Here is a 17,673-nt window from a genome sequence, read left to right on the forward strand (position 1 = left end):
GCGCAACGAAGAAGGCCGACTCGCAATACGAGCCGGCCTATAGTCACCCGAGGGAATCGACGGCAGGAACTAGCGCCCCGCCCCCAGCACGCCCTTGTCATCGGAAATCAGGATTTCCACCCGGCGATTCTGCGCACGCCCCTTGGCCGATGCGTTTTCCGCCAACGGGTGGGCCTCGCCGTAACCCTTGACCTCCATGCGCGCACTATCGATACCCAGGTCGGCCAGAAGGTCCGCCACGGCCTGGGCCCGAGTGCGAGACAGCTCCAGATTCTCCGCCGACTTGCCGCGATTGTCGGTGTAGCCCTCGATGCGGATGGTGCGCCGCGGGTTGATCTGGAGGAACTGCACCAGCTTCAGGATGGTGCGGTTGGCCGAGGCCTTGAGTTCGCTGCGTCCGGCGTCGAACAGCACGTCACCGAGCGTCATCACCAGCCCTCGATCGGTTTCGCTGGCCGCCAGGCTGACCATCTGCTCCCCCAGGAACTGCCCTTGCTGGACACTGAGCAACTTGGCCTCGCGCAATGCCAGCTGCAGGCGATCGCGCTCCAGCTCCAGCTTCGCCAGACGCTCCTGGTTGAGGTTGAGATCGGCGTGTTCACGGGCGATCTGGCTGTAGCGCTGACTCAGGTAGGCGTAATGCTCGACGTCATCACCACTGCCCCAGTAGCTCGCCAGGCGCTCCGCGCGCGCCAGCGACTCGCTGGCGCGGATCACATCCTTGGGCGCGCTGCGCAACACGTCCGGGTCTTCCTTCACTTTCTGGAAGCTGGCCTCGGCCTTGCCGAGCACCTGCTGGCTCTCCTGGCTGGCACAACCGGCGAGCAGCGCCAGCGGCAGCAACAGGCAACTGCCCAGAGCGGTCTTCAGGGTCATGGCAGCTCCCCCAGTTGCTTGCGCAGGCGAGCGATACGCGCATTCAGCTCGTCGAGCTGCTTCTGGCTCTTGTGATTGAGCACCTTGGCTTCGGCGAGCCGGGCATCGAGCTCCGCCTGCTCGGCGAACACCCTGGCGCGCTTGTAATCCTCTTCGCCCATGTTCTTCTCGGCGCGAGCCAGCTTCTGCTCGGCCAAGCGCATTTCTTCGACTTCCTGGTCGGCGCCCACGGCGCGTGCCTGCTCTACCGCCTGGGTGGTCAGGCGCATCTGCTCGTTCGGCGCGGGATCGTTGGCGCAACCGGCCAGCGCCAGCACTGCCAGGGCAAGGGTGAAACGTCGATTCACTGGGATTTTTCCTGCACTTGCGGGGGAACGTCGGCGGCCTGCAGCTGCTGGGTCTTCCAACGCTCGAGATTGCGCTGCAGAAGGGTTTCCGGCAGGCCGGCGGCGGTCAATTCTGTCATTTTTTTCGCCAGCTGTCCGCGCAACCAGGGATCGTTGCAGGCCGAATCATGGGAAAGGGTCAGGTAGAGGCCCTCGCTGGAAATCGGCGGCTCCAGCGTCTCCAGGCTATCCACCATGCCCTGGGTGCCGGCCAGGGCCATGCCCGGGTAGCGCTCGTTGATGACATAGTCGGTACGCCCCAGCAGCAGCTTCTGGAAGGCCTGCACCAGGCTCGGCACCTGCTCCAGATCGAGATTGGTCTTGGCGAAGCTGTCGAACTGCTGGCCGAAGCTGTTGTTCACCAGGATGCCGCCGGTGCGCCCGCGCAGGTCCTCCCAGCCACTGTAGGGAAAACCTTCGCCCTTGCGCACCCAGACCACGCTGGGGGTATTGAAGAAAGCCGGATGCACGTAGTCCATGATCTCCAGGCGCGGCAGTGTGAGGAAGGCACCCGCCAGCATGTCGACGCGACCAGTGCGCACCTCGTCCTGAGCGCGGGACCAGGGGCCGGTATAGATGATGTCGATCTTCACACCCAGCTGCTCGCCGATCAACGCCAACAGGTCGGCGTTGGCCCCGATCAGGTGCTGTGGGCTCTGCGGATCGCGCCACAGGTAGGGTGGATACTCGGGATTGCCGGTGGCCACCAGGCGCTCGCACTTGCCCAGCCCCCAGGTCATTCCCGGCAGGGCGACGAGGGCAAGCGCTCCGATGGCTTTCAATGACAGCATCATTCGCATTGGCAACACCGCTGATATTCGTGGCAACGTCGGGTCTTTACCAGGCCCGCTCTCTTCATGCTAGCGTAGCCGACGTCCTAATAATAATTAGCGATAAGGATTCGCCATGAAAAAACTCATACTGGGTATCGTCCTCGTGCTGGCCTGTGCGGCCGGCGCACTCTACTTCTCCCCCTCCCTGCTGATCGCCAGCGTACAGTTCGCCGAGCGACAGCTGGCCGGCCTTTCCGCCCGGACGGCGACCGTCGACGGATTGACCCTACATTACTACGAAGGCGGGCCGACAGACGGTGACACCCTGGTCATGATCCACGGGTTCGGCGCCAACCGCGACAACTGGCTACGCATGGCCCGCCACTTCACCGAGCGCTATCGCGTCATCGCCCTCGACCTGCCCGGTTTCGGAGAAAGCAGCAAACCGGATGCCAGTTACGACGTCGCCAGCCAGACGGAACGGCTGCACGCCTTCGTCACGGCGCTGAACATCGAGAAGCCGCACCTGATCGGCAACTCCATGGGCGGGCATATCGCCGCGCTCTATGCGGCACGCTACCCGGACCAGGTCTCGAGCATCGCTCTGCTGGACAACGCCGGCATCACCTCTCCCCGCATGAGCGAGATGTTCCAGATGATCGAACGCGGCCAGCCCAACCCGCTTGTGGTGCGCAAGGCAGAGGACTTCGGCACGCTGATGGATTTCGTCTTCGTCAATCCGCCACCGCTGCCCGATTCGCTGAAGCGCCACTTCGCCGCGCAATCCATGGCAAACCAAGCGCACTACGACATGATCTTCACCCAGCTCCGCGAACAGTATGTACCGCTTGAGCCGGAGCTGCCGAAGATCCAGGTGCCCGTCCTGGTGCTATGGGGCGATCGGGACCGGGTGCTGGATGTCTCCAGCATCGAGGTGATGAAGCCACTCTTGCAGAAGCCGACCGTGGTCGTGATGAAGGATTGCGGCCATGCCCCCATGATCGAGCGCCCCGAGGAAACCGCACAGCACTACCAGGCATTCCTCGACAGCTTATAAGCGCCCAGAAACAAGAAACCCGCTCGATGAGCGGGTTTCCTGCTGGAACGGGAAGCGGGATCAGACCAGCTTCTCGAGCTCCGGTACGGCTTCGAACAGGTCAGCCACCAGGCCGTAGTCAGCCACCTGGAAGATCGGCGCCTCCTCGTCCTTGTTGATGGCGACGATGACCTTGGAGTCCTTCATGCCCGCCAGGTGCTGGATGGCACCGGAGATGCCGACCGCGATGTACAGCTGCGGCGCGACGATCTTGCCGGTCTGGCCAACCTGCATGTCGTTCGGCACGAAGCCGGCATCGACGGCGGCGCGCGAAGCACCGACGGCGGCGCCCAGCTTGTCGGCCAGGGCGTACAGGTGCTTGAAGTTGTCACCGTTCTGCATGCCACGACCGCCGGAAACGACGATCTTGGCAGCGGTCAGCTCCGGACGGTCGGACTTGGCCAGCTCTTCGCCGACGAAGGACGACTTGCCAGCGTCGCCGCCAGCGGCAACGGCTTCGATGGCAGCGGAGCCGCCTTCGGCGGCAGCGGCGTCGAAGCCGGTGCCACGCACGGTGATCACTTTCACGGCAGCCGAGGACTGCACGGTAGCGATGGCGTTACCGGCATAGATCGGACGCTTGAAGGTATCGGCGCTCTCGACGGAAACGATCTCGGAGATCTGGTCGACATCCAGCTGGGCGGCAACGCGCGGCAGGATGTTCTTACCATTGCTGGTGGCGGCAGCCAGGATGTGGCTGTAGCCCTTGCCCAGCTCGGCAACCAGCGGAGCGACGTTTTCCGGCAGCTGGTTGGCGAAGGCAGCGTTATCGGCAACCAGTACCTTGCTCACGCCAGCGATTTTGGCGGCGGCTTCGGCAGCGGCACCGGCGTTGGAACCGGCGACCAGCACGTGAATGTCGCCACCGATCTTTTGAGCGGCGGCAACGGTGTTCAGAGTGGCAGCGGCCAGAGCGGCGTTAGTGTGTTCAGCAACAACCAAGATAGCCATTTAGATTACCTTCGCCTCGTTCTTCAGTTTCTCTACCAGTTCGGCCACGGACTTGACCTTGATGCCGGCGCTCCGGGCAGCAGGCGCTTCGACTTTCAGGGTCTTGACGGTGGAAGCGGTGGAAACGCCCAGGGCGTCCGGGGTGACCACGTCCAGCGGCTTCTTCTTGGCCTTCATGATGTTCGGCAGCGACGCGTAGCGCGGCTCGTTCAGGCGCAGGTCGGTGGTGACGATCGCCGGCAGGGCCAGGGCGACGGTCTGCAGACCGCCATCGATTTCACGGGTGACGTTGACCTTGTCGCCAGCCACTTCGACCTTGGAGGCGAAGGTGCCCTGGGCATAGCCGGTCAGGGCGCCCAGCATCTGGCCGGTCTGGTTGTTGTCGCTGTCGATGGCCTGCTTGCCGAGGATGACCAGTTGCGGTTGCTCCTTGTCGATCACGGCCTTGAGCAGTTTGGCCACGGCCAGGGAGTTCAGCTCTTCGTTGGTCTCGACCAGGATGGAGCGGTCGGCACCCAGGGCCAGCGCGGTGCGCAGTTGCTCCTGAGCGGCGTTCGGGCCGATGGTGACGACCACGATCTCGCTGGCAACGCCCTTTTCCTTCAGGCGCACGGCTTCTTCCACGGCGATTTCGCAGAAGGGGTTCATCGACATCTTGACGTTGGCGAGGTCGACGCCGGAGTTGTCCGCCTTGACGCGAACCTTGACGTTGTAGTCGACCACTCGTTTGACAGCTACAAGAACCTTCATGGATTCCTCGTTACTCTCCGGTGAATAAGAATGTCGCCAAGGCAAGCCTGGCCAGTGATGCAGGTCGGCCGGAACCGACGGTCAGCCCATACGGCGAGCGCAAAACCGCCCGTATCTTGACTGGAACACCTTTTTCGGTCAACACGAAAAACCGCCCATCCATCCACCGCCAACCCTTGCGCTATCAGGGTTTGACAAAATTCAAACAAACGTTTGTATTGGACGAGCGAGGGGCTGTATATATAATGCCCAGCGCGCAGGCCAGAGAAAGCCTAGCCAAGCAGATCAAAACAACACCGAAGAAGCCTTGAGTAGGAGATTCTCTGTGGAACGCGAATTTATGGAGTTCGACGTCGTCATCGTCGGCGCCGGCCCCTCCGGCCTTTCCGCCGCCTGCCGATTGAAGCAGAAGGCCGCCGACGCCGGCAAAGAGATCAGCGTCTGCGTGGTCGAGAAGGGTTCCGAAGTCGGCGCCCACATCCTCTCCGGTGCGGTCTTCGAACCGCGCGCCCTGAACGAACTGTTCCCCGACTGGAAGGAACTGGGCGCCCCGCTGAACACCGAAGTGAAGCGTGACGACATCTACCTGCTGCAGAGCGCCGAAAAGGCCGCCAAGGTACCGAACTTCTTTGTGCCCAAGACCATGCACAACGAAGGCAACTACATCATCTCCCTGGGCAACCTGTGCCGCTGGCTGGCTCAGCAGGCCGAAGCCCTGGGCGTCGAGATCTACCCGGGCTTCGCCGCCCAGGAAGCGCTGATCGACGAGAACGGCGTGGTACGCGGCATCGTCACCGGCGACCTCGGTGTGGATCGCGAAGGCCATCCGAAAGAGGGTTACTACACCCCGGGCATGGAACTGCGCGCCAAATACACCCTGTTTGCCGAAGGCTGCCGTGGCCATATCGGCAAGCAGCTGATCAAGAAGTACGACCTGGCCAGCGAAGCCGACGCCCAGCACTACGGCATCGGCATCAAGGAAATCTGGGACATCGACCCGGCCAAGCACGAGCAGGGCCTGGTGGTGCACACCGCAGGCTGGCCGCTGAACGATGAGAACCCGGGCGGCTCCTTCCTCTATCACCTGGAGAACAACCAGGTGGTGGTCGGCCTGATCATCGACCTGTCCTACTCCAACCCGTTCCTGTCGCCGTTCGACGAGTTCCAGCGCTACAAGCACCATCCGGTGATCGCCCAGTACCTGGAAGGCGGCAAGCGCGTCTCCTACGGCGCCCGCGCCATCTGCAAGGGTGGCCTGAACTCCCTGCCGAAGATGGTCTTCCCGGGTGGTGCGCTGATCGGCTGCGACCTCGGCACCCTGAACTTCGCCAAGATCAAGGGCAGCCACACTGCCATGAAATCCGGCATGCTGGCCGCCGAGGCAGTGGCCGACGCCCTGCTGGCCGACGGCCAGGGCGGCGACCTGCTCAACGGCTACGTGGACGGTTTCAAGGCCAGCTGGCTGTACGACGAACTGTTCCGCAGCCGCAACTTCGGCGCGGCGATCCACAAGTTCGGCGCACTGGCCGGTGGCGCCTTCAACTTCATCGACCAGAACATCTTCGGCGGCAAGATCCCGGTCACCCTGCACGACAACAAGCCGGACCACGCCTGCCTGAAGACCGCCGCCGAGTCCAAGCGCATCGACTATCCGAAGCCGGACGGCAAGCTCAGCTTCGACAAGCTGTCCTCGGTGTTCCTCTCCAACACCAACCACGAGGAAGAGCAGCCCTGCCACCTGAAGCTGGCCGACGCCAGCATCCCGATCAGCGTCAATCTGCCGAAGTACGACGAACCAGCGCAGCGCTACTGCCCGGCCGGCGTGTACGAGGTGGTGACCCAGGAAGACGGCGAGAAGCGCTTCCAGATCAACGCGCAGAACTGCGTGCACTGCAAGACCTGCGACATCAAGGACCCGTCGCAGAACATCACCTGGGTGGCCCCGGAAGGCACCGGCGGCCCGAACTACCCCAACATGTGATGCAGACAGAAAGGCTCCCTCGGGAGCCTTTCTTCTTTGTGCGCGCAGGATGCGGAGCAGATGGTGCGCGCAGCGCACCCTACCGGCCACAAAAAAGCCCACCGTATGGTGGGCTTCGAGAGCGGCACAGCGGCTTGTGGCTGCGCCTGGAAGATGGTGGGTCGTGTAGGATTCGAACCTACGACCAATTGGTTAAAAGCCAACTGCTCTACCGACTGAGCTAACGACCCAATGCGGAGCGCATGATACTGATTTGATTCAGAAAATCAACACATTCCAGGAAAAAACCTAGCGATAGCGCGTCGGATCGGCCACTTCTGCGGCGCTGAACCCGGCCGCACGCAGACGGCAGCTGTCGCATCTGCCGCAAGCGCGACCGTCTTCGTCGGCCTGGTAGCACGAGACGGTCAGGCCGTAGTCCACGCCTAGCCTCATGCCTGCCTCGATGATCTGTGCCTTGGTCAGGTTCTGCAGCGGCGCGCGGATACGGAAGCCCTTGCCCTCCACGCCCTCGCGGGTCGCCAGGTTGGACGTGCGCTCGAAGGACTCGATGAACTCCGGGCGACAATCGGGATAGCCGGAGTAGTCGACCGCATTGACGCCGATGAAGATGTCATGGGCCCCGAGCACTTCGGCCCAGCCCAGCGCCAGTGACAGGAACACCGTGTTGCGCGCAGGCACGTAGGTCACTGGGATACCCTCGGTGGGCGCCTCCGGCACGGCGATGTCACTGTCGGTCAGGGCCGAGCCGCCGATGCCGTTGAGATTCAGGCCGATCACCTTGTGCTCAACCACACCCAGCTGGCGCGCCACCCGTTCGGCCGCCTGCAGCTCGGCCCTGTGCCGCTGGCCGTAGTCGAAGCTCATGCTGTAGCAGGCGAAGCCTTCGGCCCTGGCCTGAGCGAGGATAGTGGCGGAGTCGAGGCCGCCGGAGAGCAGCACCACGGCTTTCTTGTCAGTCATATCGTCACTCCTCAGTGCCCCGGCTCGTCGCGCCACAGCAGCTTGTGCAGCTGCAGCTGGTAGCGCACCGGAAGGTTGTCGGCAACGATCCAGTCGGCCAGTTCGCGCGCGTCCACCTGCCCATGGCTGGGCGAGAACAGCACCTCACCGACTCGCTGTTCCAGGCGGTACTCGATCAGCTTGCTCACCGCCCAGTCGTAGTCATCCCGGGAGCAGATCACGAACTTGACCTGGTCGTTGCGGGTGAGCCGCTCCATGTTGGCGTAGAGGTTGCGCCCCGACTCGGCCGAACCGGGCGTCTTCAGATCGACCACCCGACTCACGCGGGTGTCGGTGGCCGAGATGTCCAGCGCGCCGCTGGTTTCCAGGGAAACCTCGTAGCCGGCGTCGCACAGCTGCCGCAGCAACGGGATGCAGTTGGGCTGCGCCAGCGGCTCGCCGCCGGTGACACAGACGTAACGAGGCCGGTAGGCGGCCACCTGCTCGATGATCGAGGACAGGCTCATGATCTCGCCGCCGCTGAAAGCGTAGGCGGTGTCGCAGTACTGGCAGCGCAGCGGGCAGCCGGTCAGGCGCACGAACACCGTGGGCAGGCCACTGGTGCGCGTCTCGCCCTGCAACGAGTGGAAAATCTCGGTAATGCGCAGGGTATCTTGCATATCAGCACCGGGCGTGACGGCGAAACAGGCCATCCGCCTCCGTTGCGGGTGAATCGGGGCGCCGATTCTAAACAAAAACGCCCCGGGAGACATGGCTAACGTCGTGCATCCGATGGCCTACGCGTGACCGCCAAAAGGCCGGTCATGAAAAGGGCTATGTCCCCGTTAGTTGCTGCACACCTCGTGGGAGCGGATTTATCCGCGAATTTCGCGGCCAATCGGAATACCGCCCAGCCACTTCCACAAGAGCAGGATTGCGCCACCAACACATAACGGGGACATAGCCATGAAAAAGCCCGCGACAGGCGCGGGCTTTCGGGCACGAGACGAGCGATCAGAGTCGCTGCAGGTCGCGCTGCGCCAACTGCGCCGCCGAGGAACCAGGATACTGGGCGATCAGCTGCTTGAGGATGTCTCGCGCCTTGTCGGTGTTACCCAGGCGCCGCTCCACGTCGGCCAGCTTGAACAGCGAATCCGGCACCTTGGCGTGGTTCGGGTAGTTGGCCGCGACCCGGGCGAAGGCCTTGCCGGCACCCTGCAGGTCGTTCTGGGCCAGGTTCACCTCGCCCAGCCAGTACTGGGCGTTGCCGGCGTACTGGCTCTGCGGGAACTTGCGCAGGAAGCCCTCGAAGGCCTGGCTGGCCTTGGGAAAGTCCTTGGCCTTGATCAGGTCGAAGGCGGCGTCGTAATAGAGCTTTTCGTTCGCCGGGTCGGCCGGTTCATTGCTGGCCGCCGGGGCCTGCTGAGCCGGAGCGGCGGGTGTGCCGGCGGCGTTGATCGCGCCATCGGCCGGGGAATTCTGTGCGGGTGCCTGGGCACCGGCGGCACCGCCCTGCAGGCGGCTGTCGAGATCCTGGTAGCGCGCTAGGCTTTCCTGCTTCAGGCGCTGGATCTCGTTCTGCTGTTCTTCGACCAGACCGCGCAGCTGGGCGATCTCGTCCTGCATCTGCTGCAGTTGCATGAACAGCTGGCCCTGCGCCGAGGTCGGGGCTTGCGCCCCGCCCCCGGCGTAGGCGCCGCTCGTACCATAGCCGGCGGGCGGATAGCTGCTACCGGAGCCGCCATCCACCACAGGGACCTCGGCCACCGCCGCGAGCGGCAGGGCCAGAAGCAGAGAGGTCAGGATACGAGGGCACTTACGCATGGCGAATTACTTGCGCAGTTCGACGCGGCGGTTCTGAGCCCAGGAGGACTCGTCGCTGCCGGTGGCAACCGGACGCTCTTCACCGTAGGACACCAGCTCCAGTTGGGCCGGGGAAACGCCCTGCAGCACCAGGTAGCGCTGAACGGCCTTGGAGCGACGCTCGCCCAGAGCCATGTTGTACTCGCGGGTACCGCGCTCGTCGGTGTGGCCTTCCAGAACGACGCGAGCGCCGTTGCCTTTCAGGTCCTTGGCGTGTACGTCCAGAGCGCGCATGGCTTCCGGCTTCAGGTCGGAGCTGTCGTACTCGAAGTAGAAGGTGGTGATGGCGCGCAGAGCGGCTTCTTCGCTCAGAGCACCGTTGTCGATGCCGCTGTTACCGGCGTTGTAGCCAGCGTTCGGATCGACAGCGCCTTCGCCGGAGGCGTCGCCGCCTTTGGAAGAACAACCGACAGCCACGGCCAGAGCCAGACTCAGAGCAGCAAATTTGCCGAATTTCAGCATTTCCATGGTGTAACTCCTAATGAACCCCAGGTGTGTTTAAGCAGAAAAAACGTTTTTACCGCATCAGTTCAGGAAGGGGGACCAGGACGGTTCCCGTACGTCACCTTGAGCGGTGGGAATCGGGAGCCTGACACGCCCGTTGGTGGACACGAGCATCAGCACTCCCCGGCCCTGCTGGCGGGTGGCGTAGATTAGCATGGTGCCATTAGGCGCAACAGTGGGAGAGTCGTCCAGACTGGTCTCCGAAAGAATGCGCAGGCGGCTGGTCACGAGATCCTGGGCGGCCACCTTGAAGTTGGTGAAGCCATCCTGGCGATGGATCATCACCAGGGTCTTCTCGTCGGCGGAAAGTTTCGGGTTGGCGTTGTAGTTGCCGGTGAAGGTCACCCGCTCGGCATTGCCGCCGTGGATGCTCTGCTTGTAGATCTGCGGCTTGCCGGCGCGGTCGCTGGTGAAGTACAGGGTCTGCCCGTCCTTGCCCCAGAACGGCTCGGTCTCGATCGAGCCCGAATTGGTCACGCGCTGGATCTGGCGCGAGCCGAGGTCCATCACGTAGATCTCCGGGTTGCCGTCCTTGGACAGCACGAAGGCCAGGCGATTGCCGTCCGGCGAGAAGGCCGGGGCGCCGTTGAGGCCCTCGAAGTTGGTCAGCTGCTCGCGGCGGCCGGTATCGATGTGTTGCAGGAAGATACGCGGGCGGCGCTGTTCGAACGACACGTAGGCGATGCGACGCCCGTCCGGCGCATAACGCGGCGACAGGATCGGCTCCCGGGACTGCAACAGGGTCACGCCGCGCGCACCGTCGTAGTCGGAGCGCTGCAGGGTGTAACGGGTGTTGTTCACGCCGAAACGCTCGGCGGTGACATAGAGCATCTTGGTGGAAAAGGCGCCCTTGATGCCAGTGAGCTTCTCGAATGCCTGATCGGCGATGTGGTGGGCCATGTCGCGCAGTTGGTCCGGCGTGCCGCCCACGGTGCCGGCAACCACCTGTTGCTGGGTGGTCACGTTGAACAGGGCGAACTGCACCTGCAGGCGACCGCCGTTGGGCACGATGCTGCCCACCATCACGTACTGGGCGCCAAGCGCCTGCCAGTCGCGATAGATGATCTCGGCCGCCGAGGTCGGCAGACTGATCATGTTCTGCCGCGGGATCGGCGCGTACATGCCGCTGTTGCGCAGGTCATTGCCGATGACGGTGGAAAGGTCCTCCGGCAGGACGGTGCCGCCCTGCCAGCCGAACGGCACCACGGCGATCGGGATGGCCCGGTCGGAACCGCCGGTGACCAGGATGTTCTTCTCGTCCGCGACCGCCAGACCGGCAGCGCAGCAGAGCATGATTAGGAACCCTCGAAACAGATTGATCACAGGTCCAGGTCCTCTGGTGTAAAGGTCATCTTGAATGAGCGATAGGGATTGAAGTCGCTGGGACTCAAGCCCTGCATTTCCGTCACCCTGCCCACGTTGCGCACGGCGGTCACCGCCGAGCTGTCGAAGGCGGAGTCGCCACTGGAACGCACCACGGTGGCATTGGTGATGGAGCCATCGGGCAGCATGTTGATCTGCACCACCACCGTCATGCCGTTGCGCGCCGAAGGCGGACGGCTCCAGCCTTGCGACACGTAGCGCCGGATCAGGTCGTCGAAATCGCCGGCGACCTGATCGCCCTGAGTCTCCGCCAGCGCCTGCTGCCGCTCGGTAGTATCGGAAAGCAGCTCGGCCAGGGCCTGTGCCTTCTTCTCATCGGCGGACTTGCGTGCGGCCTCCTGGGCCTTTTTCTTCGCGGCTTCGGCGGCGGCCTTCTTCTTGGCCTCTTCCGCAGCCTTTTTCTTGGCGGCCTCGGCAGCCTTCTTCCTGGCTTCCTCGGCGGCTTTCTTCTTGGCCTCTTCGGCCGCCTTCTTCTTATCGTCCTCGGCCTTCTTCTTGGCGATCTCGGCCTGTTTCTTCTGCTCGGCCGCCTTCGCTTCCTCGGCTTTCTTGGCCTCGGCCTGCTTCTTCGCCACCTCAGCCTGTTTGGCTGCCTCGGCTTTCTTTTGTTCCGCCGCCGCTTCCTGCTTCTGCTGCTCCTCCTTGCGGGCCTCCATCTGTTCCACCTCGTACTGGCGGGCCTTGGTCTTCTCGGCCTCGCCAGCGATCTTCTGGGTGGTCTGGGTGGTCGCCTTGCTCTGGGATTTCAGCTGGTACAGCGTAGCCTGCACGATCGGCTTGGCCGGCGGCAGCTCGGGGGCGAAGTGGAAGCTGACGAACAGCATGGCGAACATCAGGACGTGCATCGCCACGGCCCAGATGGTCGGCCAGAAATAGCTTTCCGACGAGGAGCGAACGCTCTTCTGCTGCATCAGGGCGCCTCGGTGATCAGCCCGACGTTGCCGACGCCGGCCTGCTGCAGGCCGCCCATCACGGCCATGACCGAGCCATAGTCGACGGCCTTGTCGCCACGCACGAAGACCTGCACTTTCTTACCCTGGCCGGCGTTCTGGTTCATGATCGCGCTGACCGTCTGCACCAGAGCGGGCAGCTCGGTGGCGGTCTCGCTGGCCTTGCTCTGGTCCGGGTCGACTTCCTCGCCCATGTTCCAGTAGTAGGTCTTGTCGGCCTTGATCGAGATGGTCAGCACGCGGGCGTCGTTGTCCTGCGGCAGCGCCTCGCTGGAAACCTTGGGCAGGTCGACCTTGACACCCTGGTTGAGCATCGGCGCGGTCACCATGAAGATCACCAGCAGCACGAGCATGACGTCGATGTAGGGCACGACGTTCATCTCGGCGACCGGCTTGCGTCTGTTGCGGATTCTGGCCATGGGCTGAGACTCACTCGTCCGAGGTGTGGACCTTGCGGTGCAGGATGGCCTGGAACTCGTCGGCGAAGGTGTAGTAGCGGCCGATCAGCATCTCGCCGCGAGCGGCGAAGCGGTTGTAGGCGATTACCGCCGGGATGGCGGCGAACAGGCCGATGGCGGTGGCGATCAGCGCCTCGGCGATGCCCGGGGCCACGGTGGCCAGGGTCGCCTGCTGCACCTGAGCCAGGCCGCGGAAGGAGTTCATGATGCCCCATACGGTGCCGAACAGGCCGATGTAGGGACTGGTGGAGCCGACGGTAGCGAGGTACGGCAGGCTCTGCTCGAGCTTCTCTTCCTCGCGGGAGATGGCGACGCGCATGGCGCGGGCCACGCCGTCCATCACCGCGTCCGGGTCAACGCCCGGCTGCTGGCGCAGGCGGGAGAATTCCTTGAAGCCGGCACGGAAGATCTGTTCCACACCGCAGTCCGGGTCCGGGTTGCTGCCGGCCTGGCGATACAGCTTGGACAGGTCGATGCCGGACCAGAAGCGCTCCTCGAACACCTCGAGGGACTTCTTCGCCGCACGCAGCATGGTGCTGCGCTGGAAGATCATGATCCAGGAGGTGACCGAGGCGGCCACCAGGGTCAGCATGACCAGTTGCACCACCAGGCTGGCGTTGCTGATCAGGCTCCACATCGACATATGGTCGACGGCGTTGGCTGTTGCTTCCACGCTACTCTCCTACCGATCCTGCTGTGACTGTACCCATGCCGGCTGCGAAGGCTGCGCGCAGCGCTTCGGGGATGGCACGGGGTTTCAAATTGTCGGCCCGCACGCAGGCCACCACGAACTGCCCTTCGCAAAGCAGCGCCTCATCCGTTGCCCGCCGTACCTGTTGACGGAAGCGCAGGCTGGCACGGTTCAACTCCATTACCTCGGCAGTGACAAGAATCTCGTCGTCCAGCCTCGCCGGCGAGCGATAGCGCGCCTCGGCGGAATGCACGACGAACAACAGGTTCTCGCCAGCCAGCTGCGACTGGGCAAAACCCAGGCTGCGCAGGCACTCGGTGCGAGCCCGCTCCATGAACTTGAGGTAATTGACGTAATAGACGATGCCGCCGGCGTCGGTGTCCTCGTAGTACACCCGACACCTGAAGATGAAAGGCTGGGCCTCGTTTTGCGCGCGCATACTCTAGTGTTTACTCCTGGCCTTGCCAATCCGGGCAAGCCTTTGTTTTGCAACTATTCGTCGCCGCCGAAAAGATCCGTGACCGGAACATCGCTCAGGCGCTTCGGCAGGTTGAGACCGAAGTGCAGGTAGGCATGCCGGGTCACCACCCTGCCCCGCGGGGTGCGCATGATGTAGCCCTGCTGAATCAGGTAAGGCTCGAGCACGTCCTCGATGGTTCCACGTTCTTCGCCGATGGCCGCTGCCAGGTTGTCGACCCCCACGGGCCCGCCGTCGAACTTGTCGATCATGGCCAGCAGCAGACGCCGGTCCTGATGGTCGAAGCCACGCTCGTCGACGTCCAGCATGTTCAGCGCCTGATCGGCGATGGCGCGACTGATCTGCCCGCCGGCACGCACTTCGGCGAAGTCGCGCACCCGGCGCAGCAGGCGGTTGGCGATCCGCGGAGTACCCCGGGCACGGCGGGCGATCTCGAAGGAGCCCTCCGGGTCGATGGCCAGGCCGAGGATGCCGGCCGAGCGGCCGACGATGGTGGCTAGGTCCTCGCTGGAGTAGAACTCCAGGCGCTGGACGATGCCGAAGCGGTCGCGCAATGGATTGGTCAGCATGCCGGCACGGGTAGTGGCGCCGACCAGGGTGAAGGGCGGCAGGTCGAGCTTGATCGAGCGGGCCGCCGGGCCTTCGCCGATCATGATGTCGAGCTGGAAGTCCTCCATGGCCGGGTACAGCACCTCCTCGACCACGGGCGAAAGGCGATGGATCTCGTCGACGAACAGGACGTCGCCGGCTTCAAGATTGGTCAGCAGCGCGGCCAAGTCGCCCGGGCGCTCCAGCACGGGGCCCGAGGTGCTCTTGATCGACACGCCCATTTCCTGGGCGATGATGTTGGCCAGGGTGGTCTTGCCGAGTCCCGGCGGGCCGAAGATCAGCGTGTGGTCCAGTGCCTCCTGGCGGTTCCTGGCGGCCTGAATGAACAGCTCCATCTGCTCACGCACCACCGGCTGGCCGATGTACTCGGCCAGCTTGAGCGGCCGGATGGCGCGGTCCAGCTGCTCGTCGCGGTCGCGGCTGCTGGCGGTTATCAGGCGGTCGGCGTCTATCACTTCTTACACCATTCCTTTCAGGGCACGGCGGATCAGCTCTTCGCTGGACAACCCTTCTTCCTGTACGGCCGCCACGGCCTTGCTGGCCTCCTGCGGCTTGAAGCCGAGCGAGATCAGCGCGCTCACGGCGTCGCTCTCGGCGCTTGAGACTGCCACGCCGGCACGAGGTTCCACCACCAGCGGGGCGATGGACGGCATCGCCTCCCAGGCCTTGAAGCGGTCTTTCAACTCCACCAGCAGGCGCTCGGCGGTCTTCTTGCCGACGCCGGGGATCTTCACCAGGGTCGAGGTGTCCTGGGCCTGCACGCAGCGCACCAGCTCGTCCACCTCCAGCCCCGACATCAGCGCCAGGGCCAGCTTGGGCCCCACGCCGTTGAGTCGGATCAGCTCGCGGAACAGCTCACGCTCGCGCTTTTCGGCGAAGCCGTAGAGCAGGTGGGCATCCTCGCGCACCACCAGATGGGTGTGCAGGGTCACCGGCTGCCCCACGGCTGGCAGGCGATAGAGCGTGGTCATCGGCACTTCCAGTTCGTAGCCGACGCCGTTCACGTCGAGGATCAAATGCGGCGGCTGTTTTTCCGCCAGGGTGCCCTTGAGGCGTCCGATCACGAATGTGTTTCCTTCTGTTTACAGGCGCAGCCGGCCGCCGCGGCGCTTGGCGCCGAGCAGGCCGTGGGGAATCAGGCTCTGCCGGTGGTGGGCATGGCAGAGGGCGATGGCGAGTGCGTCGGAGGCATCGATCTGCGGCTTCTGCACCAGCTTGAGCAGGTGCATGACCATCATCTGCACCTGCTGCTTGTCCGCGCCGCCGGTGCCGGCGATGGCCTGCTTGACCTGGCTGGCCGTGTATTCGCTGACTTCCAGCCCGGCCTCGATGCCGGCGACGATGGCGGCGCCGCGCGCCTGCCCGAGCTTAAGCGCCGAGTCGGCGTTCCTGGCCATGAACACCTGCTCAATGCCCATGGTCACCGGGCCGTGCTGGCGGATGACCTCGCTGACGCCGCGGAACACCATCTGCAGCCGGCTGGCCAGATCCCCCTCGCCCGTGCGGATGCAGCCCGAGGCGATGTACTCGCAGCCGCGCCCGGTATCGCGCACCACGCCGTAGCCGGTGATGCGCGAGCCGGGGTCGATGCCAAGGATCAGGGTCATGCAGCGTTTCGCTCCGCGGGCCGGCCGAACCGACACACTGTCTATTTATCCAGCCGCGAGTATACGGACCGGCGTCTGCATAAAAAAGGCTCACGAATGCAATCCGGGGAGGCGGATTCCCGGATTGCATCCGGGCTACTGCGTTCACCCCAGATACGACGAGGCCCGGCGGAAGCGCTGTGCTCCCGCCGGGCCTCGTCGGCGCCGCTGGTCGAGATCAGAGCAGCTGCTTCAGGGCCTCGCGGCTGAATGGCAGGATGTCGCCCTCGCGGCCGTCGCGCACCTTCACCGCCCAGTCCGGGTCGACCAGCAGCGCACGGCCCACGGCCACCAGGTCGAACTCCTGCTTGTTCAGGCGCTCCAGCAGCTTCTCCAGGCTGGCCGGCTCGGCCACCTTGTCGGTGTTGACCATGAACTGCAGGAACTCGCCGTCCAGGCCGACGCTGCCGACTGTGATGGTCGGCTTGCCGGTGAGCTGGCGGGTCCAGCCCGCCAGGTTGAGGTCGGAACCCTCGAACTCCGGTTCCCAGAAGCGACGGGTCGAGCAGTGGAAAATGTCCACACCGGCGTCGGCCAGCGGTCTGAGGAAGGCGCCCAGTTCCTCGGCGCTCTGCACCAGGCGCGCGGTGTAGTCCTGCTGCTTCCACTGGGAGAAACGGAAGATGATCGGGAAGTCCGGGCCGACGGCGGCGCGTACGGCCTGGACCAGTTCGATGGCGAAGCGCGAACGCTGGGCCAGGTCGCCGCCGTATTCGTCGGTGCGCTTGTTGCTGCCTTCCCAGAAGAACTGGTCGATCAGGTAGCCGTGGGCGCCGTGGATCTCCACGCCATCCATGCCGATGGCCTTGGCGTCGCGGGCGGCCTGGGCGAAGGCGGCGATCACTTCGTCGATGTCCTGCTTGGTCATGCCATGGACCACGACATTGCCGTCCTTGACCTTCTCGCTCGGCCCATAGCCCGGCACGCTGGCATCGGGCTCGGTGCCGAGCTTGCGCACATTGCCCACGTGCCACAGCTGCGGAACGATCCTGCCGCCTTCGGCGTGTACCGCGTCGACCACCTGCTTCCAGCCGGCCAGGGCATCTTCGCCATAGAAGCGCGGGACGTTCGGGTAACCGTTAGCGGCCTTGTGGCCAACCGTGGTGCCTTCGGTGACGATCAGGCCGACGCCGGCGGCAGCGCGGCGACGGTAGTACTCCACCACCAGGGCATTGGGCACGCCGCCGGGGGAGAAGGAGCGGGTCATAGGCGCCATCACCACGCGGGTGGGCAGTTCCAGGTTACCCAGGCGGAAGGGCTCGAACAGGGCTTGAACAGTCATGGACTCTCCTTGGGGCCGGCCAGCTGACCGGTCGTCTCGTCGATAGATAAAACA

21 protein-coding genes and 1 tRNA gene are annotated in these 17,673 nt (G+C 64.1%); 3 read left to right on the forward strand and 19 right to left on the reverse strand.

Annotated elements, in window-relative coordinates; all coding sequences use genetic code 11:
* Positions 1 to 69 precede the first annotated feature (69 nt).
* Genes N5D30_RS05835 through N5D30_RS05845 form a run of 3 tightly spaced genes read right to left on the reverse strand, consistent with a single transcriptional unit; the run spans position 70 to position 2,068 of the window.
* Positions 70 to 876: an OmpA family protein gene (locus N5D30_RS05835; protein WP_279908131.1), complete on the reverse strand. Its 807-nt coding sequence runs from the start codon at positions 874 to 876 to the stop codon at positions 70 to 72.
* Positions 873 to 1,199: a DUF4398 domain-containing protein gene (locus N5D30_RS05840; RefSeq protein WP_279908269.1), complete on the reverse strand. Its 327-nt coding sequence runs from the start codon at positions 1,197 to 1,199 to the stop codon at positions 873 to 875. Before N5D30_RS05840 ends, N5D30_RS05835 begins: the two co-directional genes overlap by 4 nt.
* Positions 1,200 to 1,219: 20 nt before the next feature.
* Positions 1,220 to 2,068, reverse strand: coding sequence for a transporter substrate-binding domain-containing protein (locus N5D30_RS05845; RefSeq protein WP_220815654.1), 849 nt, complete (start codon positions 2,066 to 2,068; stop codon positions 1,220 to 1,222).
* A 100-nt stretch (positions 2,069 to 2,168) separates the two neighbouring features.
* Between N5D30_RS05845 and N5D30_RS05850 the strand changes: the two genes are divergently transcribed.
* Positions 2,169 to 3,092 carry an alpha/beta hydrolase gene (locus N5D30_RS05850; RefSeq protein WP_279908132.1) on the forward strand — a complete coding sequence of 308 codons (924 nt, stop codon included), beginning with the start codon at positions 2,169 to 2,171 and terminating at the stop codon, positions 3,090 to 3,092.
* Between the two features lie 60 nt (positions 3,093 to 3,152).
* On the opposite strand, the gene N5D30_RS05855 is transcribed toward N5D30_RS05850, so the two are convergent.
* The gene (locus tag N5D30_RS05855) at positions 3,153 to 4,082 is read right to left on the reverse strand and encodes an FAD-binding protein (protein WP_220815582.1); all 930 of its coding nucleotides are present in this window, start codon (positions 4,080 to 4,082) and stop codon (positions 3,153 to 3,155) included.
* Entirely contained in the window at positions 4,083 to 4,832 is a 750-nt protein-coding gene (locus tag N5D30_RS05860) for an electron transfer flavoprotein subunit beta/FixA family protein (RefSeq protein ID WP_220815581.1), read from the reverse strand.
* 20 nt (positions 4,833 to 4,852) lie between these two features.
* Here N5D30_RS05860 and N5D30_RS05865 point away from each other — a divergent pair, with 20 nt between their 5' ends.
* Positions 4,853 to 5,143, forward strand: a complete 291-nt coding sequence (locus N5D30_RS05865) for a hypothetical protein (RefSeq protein WP_220815580.1) — start codon at positions 4,853 to 4,855, stop codon at positions 5,141 to 5,143.
* A 14-nt stretch (positions 5,144 to 5,157) separates the two neighbouring features.
* Positions 5,158 to 6,813 carry an electron transfer flavoprotein-ubiquinone oxidoreductase gene (locus N5D30_RS05870; RefSeq protein WP_279908134.1) on the forward strand — a complete coding sequence of 552 codons (1,656 nt, stop codon included), beginning with the start codon at positions 5,158 to 5,160 and terminating at the stop codon, positions 6,811 to 6,813.
* A gap of 154 nt (positions 6,814 to 6,967) precedes the next feature.
* On the opposite strand, the gene N5D30_RS05875 is transcribed toward N5D30_RS05870, so the two are convergent.
* The 14 genes from N5D30_RS05875 to N5D30_RS05940 all read right to left on the reverse strand — a co-directional run bounded on the left by N5D30_RS05875 (position 6,968) and on the right by N5D30_RS05940 (position 17,619).
* Positions 6,968 to 7,043: transfer RNA gene (locus N5D30_RS05875), tRNA-Lys, on the reverse strand.
* Positions 7,044 to 7,101: 58 nt separating this feature from the next.
* Positions 7,102 to 7,776 carry a 7-cyano-7-deazaguanine synthase QueC gene (queC, locus tag N5D30_RS05880; RefSeq protein ID WP_279908136.1) on the reverse strand — a complete coding sequence of 225 codons (675 nt, stop codon included), beginning with the start codon at positions 7,774 to 7,776 and terminating at the stop codon, positions 7,102 to 7,104.
* Positions 7,777 to 7,787: 11 nt separating this feature from the next.
* Positions 7,788 to 8,435, reverse strand: a complete 648-nt coding sequence (gene queE / locus N5D30_RS05885; RefSeq protein WP_279908138.1) for a 7-carboxy-7-deazaguanine synthase QueE — start codon at positions 8,433 to 8,435, stop codon at positions 7,788 to 7,790.
* A 334-nt stretch (positions 8,436 to 8,769) separates the two neighbouring features.
* Positions 8,770 to 9,579 carry a tol-pal system protein YbgF gene (gene ybgF, locus N5D30_RS05890; RefSeq protein WP_279905536.1) on the reverse strand — a complete coding sequence of 270 codons (810 nt, stop codon included), beginning with the start codon at positions 9,577 to 9,579 and terminating at the stop codon, positions 8,770 to 8,772.
* A gap of 6 nt (positions 9,580 to 9,585) precedes the next feature.
* Entirely contained in the window at positions 9,586 to 10,086 is a 501-nt protein-coding gene (pal, locus tag N5D30_RS05895; RefSeq protein ID WP_220813848.1) for a peptidoglycan-associated lipoprotein Pal, read from the reverse strand.
* 57 nt (positions 10,087 to 10,143) lie between these two features.
* Positions 10,144 to 11,415, reverse strand: coding sequence for a Tol-Pal system beta propeller repeat protein TolB (tolB, locus tag N5D30_RS05900; RefSeq protein ID WP_220813849.1), 1,272 nt, complete (start codon positions 11,413 to 11,415; stop codon positions 10,144 to 10,146).
* A gap of 26 nt (positions 11,416 to 11,441) precedes the next feature.
* Positions 11,442 to 12,416 carry a cell envelope integrity protein TolA gene (gene tolA / locus N5D30_RS05905; RefSeq protein WP_279908139.1) on the reverse strand — a complete coding sequence of 325 codons (975 nt, stop codon included), beginning with the start codon at positions 12,414 to 12,416 and terminating at the stop codon, positions 11,442 to 11,444.
* The gene (gene tolR / locus N5D30_RS05910) at positions 12,416 to 12,874 is read right to left on the reverse strand and encodes a protein TolR (RefSeq protein ID WP_279905534.1); all 459 of its coding nucleotides are present in this window, start codon (positions 12,872 to 12,874) and stop codon (positions 12,416 to 12,418) included. The genes tolA and tolR overlap by 1 nt, the downstream gene beginning before the upstream one ends.
* 10 nt (positions 12,875 to 12,884) lie before the next feature.
* Positions 12,885 to 13,556, reverse strand: a complete 672-nt coding sequence (gene tolQ, locus N5D30_RS05915; RefSeq protein WP_279908270.1) for a protein TolQ — start codon at positions 13,554 to 13,556, stop codon at positions 12,885 to 12,887.
* Between the two features lie 31 nt (positions 13,557 to 13,587).
* Positions 13,588 to 14,043 carry a tol-pal system-associated acyl-CoA thioesterase gene (gene ybgC / locus N5D30_RS05920; protein ID WP_220813852.1) on the reverse strand — a complete coding sequence of 152 codons (456 nt, stop codon included), beginning with the start codon at positions 14,041 to 14,043 and terminating at the stop codon, positions 13,588 to 13,590.
* 53 nt (positions 14,044 to 14,096) lie between these two features.
* Complete coding sequence (gene ruvB / locus N5D30_RS05925; protein WP_220813853.1) at positions 14,097 to 15,146, reverse strand: Holliday junction branch migration DNA helicase RuvB; 1,050 nt, start codon at positions 15,144 to 15,146, stop codon at positions 14,097 to 14,099.
* Between the two features lie 3 nt (positions 15,147 to 15,149).
* Complete coding sequence (gene ruvA, locus N5D30_RS05930) at positions 15,150 to 15,755, reverse strand: Holliday junction branch migration protein RuvA (protein WP_279908140.1); 606 nt, start codon at positions 15,753 to 15,755, stop codon at positions 15,150 to 15,152.
* An 18-nt stretch (positions 15,756 to 15,773) separates the two neighbouring features.
* Positions 15,774 to 16,298 carry a crossover junction endodeoxyribonuclease RuvC gene (ruvC, locus tag N5D30_RS05935; RefSeq protein ID WP_279905533.1) on the reverse strand — a complete coding sequence of 175 codons (525 nt, stop codon included), beginning with the start codon at positions 16,296 to 16,298 and terminating at the stop codon, positions 15,774 to 15,776.
* A 217-nt stretch (positions 16,299 to 16,515) separates the two neighbouring features.
* Positions 16,516 to 17,619 carry an NADH:flavin oxidoreductase gene (locus N5D30_RS05940; RefSeq protein ID WP_279908141.1) on the reverse strand — a complete coding sequence of 368 codons (1,104 nt, stop codon included), beginning with the start codon at positions 17,617 to 17,619 and terminating at the stop codon, positions 16,516 to 16,518.
* Positions 17,620 to 17,673: the final 54 nt, after the last annotated feature.

Origin of the sequence: Pseudomonas sp. GD03875 (genome assembly GCF_029840585.1) — a bacterium.
In the GTDB taxonomy this organism is placed as follows: domain Bacteria; phylum Pseudomonadota; class Gammaproteobacteria; order Pseudomonadales; family Pseudomonadaceae; genus Aquipseudomonas; species Aquipseudomonas paralcaligenes.

Bases quoted from the DNA above. Each gene is read 5' to 3' on its own strand.
- tolR (WP_279905534.1), bottom strand. From the start codon at position 12,874: ATGGCCAGAATCCGCAACAGACGCAAGCCGGTCGCCGAGATGAACGTC.
- N5D30_RS05860 (WP_220815581.1), bottom strand. From the start codon at position 4,832: ATGAAGGTTCTTGTAGCTGTCAAACGAGTGGTCGACTACAACGTCAAG.
- tolB (WP_220813849.1), bottom strand. From the start codon at position 11,415: ATGCTCTGCTGCGCTGCCGGTCTGGCGGTCGCGGACGAGAAGAACATC.
- N5D30_RS05940 (WP_279908141.1), bottom strand. From the start codon at position 17,619: ATGACTGTTCAAGCCCTGTTCGAGCCCTTCCGCCTGGGTAACCTGGAA.
- ybgC (WP_220813852.1), bottom strand. From the start codon at position 14,043: ATGCGCGCGCAAAACGAGGCCCAGCCTTTCATCTTCAGGTGTCGGGTG.
- N5D30_RS05835 (WP_279908131.1), bottom strand. From the start codon at position 876: ATGACCCTGAAGACCGCTCTGGGCAGTTGCCTGTTGCTGCCGCTGGCG.
- queC (WP_279908136.1), bottom strand. From the start codon at position 7,776: ATGACTGACAAGAAAGCCGTGGTGCTGCTCTCCGGCGGCCTCGACTCC.
- N5D30_RS05855 (WP_220815582.1), bottom strand. From the start codon at position 4,082: ATGGCTATCTTGGTTGTTGCTGAACACACTAACGCCGCTCTGGCCGCT.
- queE (WP_279908138.1), bottom strand. From the start codon at position 8,435: ATGCAAGATACCCTGCGCATTACCGAGATTTTCCACTCGTTGCAGGGC.
- tolQ (WP_279908270.1), bottom strand. From the start codon at position 13,556: ATGTCGATGTGGAGCCTGATCAGCAACGCCAGCCTGGTGGTGCAACTG.
- ruvC (WP_279905533.1), bottom strand. From the start codon at position 16,298: ATGACCCTGATCCTTGGCATCGACCCCGGCTCGCGCATCACCGGCTAC.
- N5D30_RS05850 (WP_279908132.1), top strand. From the start codon at position 2,169: ATGAAAAAACTCATACTGGGTATCGTCCTCGTGCTGGCCTGTGCGGCC.
- pal (WP_220813848.1), bottom strand. From the start codon at position 10,086: ATGGAAATGCTGAAATTCGGCAAATTTGCTGCTCTGAGTCTGGCTCTG.
- tolA (WP_279908139.1), bottom strand. From the start codon at position 12,416: ATGCAGCAGAAGAGCGTTCGCTCCTCGTCGGAAAGCTATTTCTGGCCG.
- ybgF (WP_279905536.1), bottom strand. From the start codon at position 9,579: ATGCGTAAGTGCCCTCGTATCCTGACCTCTCTGCTTCTGGCCCTGCCG.